The 4,434-nt window shown below is 42.1% G+C and carries 4 protein-coding genes; 1 reads left to right on the forward strand and 3 read right to left on the reverse strand.

Translation table 11 applies throughout. From position 1 onward, the window contains the following. Positions 1 to 113 precede the first annotated feature (113 nt). Positions 114 to 2,357, forward strand: coding sequence for a catalase/peroxidase HPI (gene katG, locus DWA30_RS00785; RefSeq protein WP_114490640.1), 2,244 nt, complete (start codon positions 114 to 116; stop codon positions 2,355 to 2,357). Positions 2,358 to 2,413: 56 nt separating this feature from the next. On the opposite strand, the gene DWA30_RS00790 is transcribed toward katG, so the two are convergent. The 3 genes from DWA30_RS00790 to DWA30_RS00800 all read right to left on the reverse strand — a co-directional run bounded on the left by DWA30_RS00790 (position 2,414) and on the right by DWA30_RS00800 (position 4,295). Beyond that, the gene (locus DWA30_RS00790; protein ID WP_114490641.1) at positions 2,414 to 2,956 is read right to left on the reverse strand and encodes a cupin domain-containing protein; all 543 of its coding nucleotides are present in this window, start codon (positions 2,954 to 2,956) and stop codon (positions 2,414 to 2,416) included. An 87-nt stretch (positions 2,957 to 3,043) separates the two neighbouring features. Further along, entirely contained in the window at positions 3,044 to 3,844 is an 801-nt protein-coding gene (locus tag DWA30_RS00795) for a helix-turn-helix domain-containing protein (protein ID WP_114490642.1), read from the reverse strand. Between the two features lie 115 nt (positions 3,845 to 3,959). Then, positions 3,960 to 4,295: a hypothetical protein gene (locus tag DWA30_RS00800; RefSeq protein WP_114490643.1), complete on the reverse strand. Its 336-nt coding sequence runs from the start codon at positions 4,293 to 4,295 to the stop codon at positions 3,960 to 3,962. Between the last annotated feature and the right edge of the window lie 139 nt (positions 4,296 to 4,434).

A 4,434-nucleotide genomic window follows, 5' to 3' on the forward strand; every position in this document is an offset into this window, starting at 1 on the left:
TCGAAATACGCTGGACAAATAATAGATTAAAGCTATTTTGATATAAATATTATAGATAAAAATTATCACTCAGTTTTTTGTAACTTGAAATTCTAATACATAAAATTTGCACCATGGAGAATAAAAAACATTCAAATCATTCCGATAATCACAAAGTCTGGGAGGTAAACGAATCCAGCAAATGTCCATTTATGGGCGGCGCTGTCAACTTTACGGCCGGTACAGGCACCTCAAACAGAGATTGGTGGCCAAACCAATTAAATCTAAGTATTCTACGTCAACATTCATCTAAGTCAAGTCCAATGGGTGACGACTTCGATTATGCCGAGGCATTTAAAAGCCTGGATTTAAAGGCGGTAAAGCAAGATCTGTATGACCTCATGGAAGACTCTCAAGATTGGTGGCCGGCCGATTTTGGTCATTATGGTCCTTTGTTTATTCGTATGGCCTGGCACAGTGCAGGTACGTATCGTATAGGTGATGGTAGGGGAGGTGCAGGCTCGGGTTCACAACGCTTTGCACCACTAAACAGTTGGCCGGATAATGCCAATCTAGACAAGGCACGCTTGTTATTGTGGCCTATTAAACAGAAATACGGACGCAAAATCTCTTGGGCCGACCTTATGATACTGGCCGGTAATTGTGCCTTGGAGTCTATGGACTTTAAAACCTTCGGATTTGCGGGTGGAAGAGAGGATGTATGGGAACCGGAAGAAGATATTTACTGGGGATCGGAAGGTGAATGGCTGGGCGATAAAAGATATACCGGTGATCGCGACCTTGAAAATCCATTGGCTGCCGTACAAATGGGGCTTATCTATGTAAATCCTGAAGGGCCAAATGGAAACCCTGATCCAATTGCGGCAGCTCACGATATTCGAGAAACCTTTGGGCGAATGGCTATGAACGATGAAGAAACGGTGGCGCTAATTGCAGGTGGGCATACCTTTGGAAAAACTCACGGTGCTGCCGATCCCGAACAATATGTAGGCGCAGAACCTGCAGGAGCAGGGATAGCCGATCAAGGGCTGGGATGGAAAAATTCCTTCGGAAGCGGACACGGTCCTAATACCATCACGAGTGGAATTGAAGGTACCTGGACAAAAACACCTACGAAGTGGAGTAATAACTTTTTTGAAAATTTGTTTGGATACGAATGGGAACTAACAAAAAGTCCGGCGGGAGCCTACCAATGGAAACCTAAGAATAACGAGGGGGCCAATACGATCCCCGATGCCCATGACCCAAATAAGAAACACGCTCCTTTTATGCTTACTACCGATTTGTCGTTAAAAATGGATCCTGAGTATAAAAAGATATCAAAACATTTCTATGAAAATCCGGACGCATTTGCCGATGCCTTTGCGCGCGCATGGTATAAGTTAACACATAGAGATATGGGACCTATACAACGCTATTTAGGTCCGGAAGTACCAAGTGAAGAGCTGATCTGGCAAGACCCGATTCCTAAGGTAGATTATAAAACAATCGATGGTACAGATATAGCAACCTTAAAAAACAACATTTTAAATACCGACCTATCTGTTTCCGAATTGGTTACAACAGCTTGGGCATCCGCATCGACCTTCCGAGGTTCAGATAAGCGAGGAGGAGCCAATGGAGCGCGCGTTCGTCTCGCCCCTCAAAACGGATGGGAAGTGAATAATCCACCACAATTAGGAAAGGTGATCGAATCCTTGCAGAAAATACAGAACGATTTTAACAATCAATCCGGTGATAAAAAGGTCTCTATAGCCGATCTAATTGTATTGGGAGGATGTGCAGCCATCGAACAAGCTGCTAAAGATGCCGGACATCCTATTAATGTTCCTTTTACACCCGGCCGTGCAGATGCGTCCCAAGAAAATACAGATGTGGAGGCTTTTGAACCCTTAGAACCAAAAGCAGATGGTTTTAGAAATTACCTAAAAGATTCTTACAACACTTCGGCAGAAGAAATGCTGGTAGATAAGGCACAACTTCTTACCCTTACGGCACCCGAAATGACCGTATTGGTAGGTGGGATGCGAGCTTTAGGAGCCAATTACGACGGATCTGATCTAGGGGTGTTTACAAAGCGACCCGGAAAGCTTACGAACGATTTTTTCAAGAATCTGTTGGATCTAGGGATTGGTTGGAAGGCAACTTCGGAAGATGAAGAAACCTTTGAAGGTAAAGACCGTAAAACAGGTGAAGTACGCTGGACCGGAACACGTGTTGATCTTATCTTCGGATCTAATTCTGAACTAAGAGCTATAGCAGAAGTCTACGGAACAAACGATGCAGAAGAAAAGTTTGTAAACGACTTCGTAACAGCTTGGGCTAAAGTGATGGATTTAGACAGATTTGATGTATAGCTCGTCTTAGATATGTATAAAAAAAGGAGGCTAGACTGCCTCCTTTTTTTATTTCGTTAAACGAATGAAATACCGTGTTTCCCGCAAATAGCTGTCACCTTTTCGAAATCGGGAGGACCCGGAGGTAATTTGGAAAGTTCACGGAACATATGCTCGATCCCGGCCGGGAATGCACTGGTGATCATTTTAGCATCTTCGGTACCTACTACCGTCCAAGCATGCGGAACGTTTTTAGGGGCAAATGCGATGTCCCCGGGATTAAGAATAGTGACTTCCCCGTCCACCATAATTTCCACTTGCCCTTTTATTACTCTAAAGATCTCGTCCTCTTTGGTGTGTACATGAGGAGGAATACCGGTTCCCGGTGGTACGTTATCCACCCACTCTACAATTTGATTACCGGTTTCACTGCCTATTAATTTATGAGTTTGAATATCGCCAATAACATTGAGCACCTCCCCGTCTTCATCTTTAATGATCTTGGGTTTTTCGTTGGTGCCGGGAGTGGAACTTGTTGTGTTTTCTGCTCTCAACAATCCAGGGGTCAAGGCAACTCCGAGTCCGATGCCGGTCGTTCTAATAAAATTTTTTCTATTCATGGTTACGAGTTTGTAGCAAGTTACATCGTATACAAACGATAAACTTGTGAAAATCACTGCGATCCCTTAGATTTTTTCAGTATTGAGCTAGTTTCTAATTAGCGAGGGACTCATTCCCGTATGTTGCTTTAAGAAAGAGCTAAAATATTCGGGCGAGGAGAACCCTAATTCGAAACCGATCTCTTTTACCGATTTGTCACTAAATTTTAGTGCGTGCCGCGCGCGCATGATGCGCTGTTCGTTGATAAGGCTTTTGGCATTGGTGTTCAGTACCTCTTTTACACATTGGTTGAGATATTTTCCCGAAACATTGAGTAAGCTCGCATATTGTTCTACGTCGTGAAACTCACAACAACGCTTGTCTAACAGTTTCTTATACTTAAAGACCAACGCTTTTTTGGCATTGTTTTCACTTACCACCGATTTAATATTGCGTTGTCCGTCACAATACACAAAGAAAGTATTTAGCAGCGAAAAGATAGCTTGATCTTTATTGTTGAGGTGTGAGCCTACCAACTCATCTATCATTTCTAAAATAGATTGGGTCCTTTTTTCGATACCCGGAGCAAGGTTTAGTGTGGGAATTTCTGTTGTTGCAAAAAATCGTACTTCGTTAATATGCAAATTGCTTAACAAGGGATGGTCCAAGATCGCTCTAGAGAGCTTTAATATGTATCCGGCCGACTGTGCCTGCTCGGTTTTAGTGATCTTCCACCGATGTCTGGAATGCAAAAAGAAAATAGTATTCGAAACATCATCGTAAATTTTTCCATCAATTTCAATGGTCTTTACTCCAGACCGCAGATGACACACTGTGTAGTATTCCTCATTGCCACCTTTGGTGATTGGGTTGACTATACGTGAGATCTTTACTTGTTCCGGATGCATAATGAATTGATTAGTTGTTTGTAATACACAGGGTTCCCTACGTTGATGCTACTAAAAGTACTGAAATAGTTGAAAGATTGAAAACAACTTTCCGAAGTAAATCAACGGCAATGTCTTAATACAGAATATTATCTAGGATACGATCCAGATTTCGCTCCATGCGATCAAAATTCTTATCGGTGAAATAAATGGCGCGCATTTCCCTACGAAGTTGTGCCAATTCTTTTCCCGAATATTCATGATATTCAAGATTGTCTTCGATTTTTTCTAAACTTATTTCTTCGGAATCCTTCTTGATCTCCTGATGCATTTTTTGGAACGTACTGTCATCCACTTTTGTTTTTATTAGATCAAGTTCTTCTGTGGTCTCTTCGGAATCTGCATTGGCGCACAACAAGAGAATATACGTTTGTAATTCACGTTTATTCCAACGGTTGGTTGTTCTGTTCATGGTAAGCTATTTTTATTAGTTACTTATGTATTTATACTAAAAGGTCGTTTATAGCACTTCTCTATAAAGCGTGGCTTGAACATGAGTCTAAGCTTTTGCGCGGGAGAGGGCGCTATTCATTCTTTATAGTTGCATTATC

The organism is Candidatus Ulvibacter alkanivorans, from assembly GCF_003333325.1.
GTDB classification, from domain to species: domain Bacteria; phylum Bacteroidota; class Bacteroidia; order Flavobacteriales; family Flavobacteriaceae; genus Ulvibacter_A; species Ulvibacter_A alkanivorans.

What these genes read in the sequence shown, in the direction of transcription:
- DWA30_RS00795 (WP_114490642.1), bottom strand. Translation starts at nt 3,844, where the DNA reads ATGCATCCGGAACAAGTAAAGATCTCACGTATAGTCAACCCAATCACC.
- DWA30_RS00800 (WP_114490643.1), bottom strand. Translation starts at nt 4,295, where the DNA reads ATGAACAGAACAACCAACCGTTGGAATAAACGTGAATTACAAACGTAT.
- katG (WP_114490640.1), top strand. Translation starts at nt 114, where the DNA reads ATGGAGAATAAAAAACATTCAAATCATTCCGATAATCACAAAGTCTGG.
- DWA30_RS00790 (WP_114490641.1), bottom strand. Translation starts at nt 2,956, where the DNA reads ATGAATAGAAAAAATTTTATTAGAACGACCGGCATCGGACTCGGAGTT.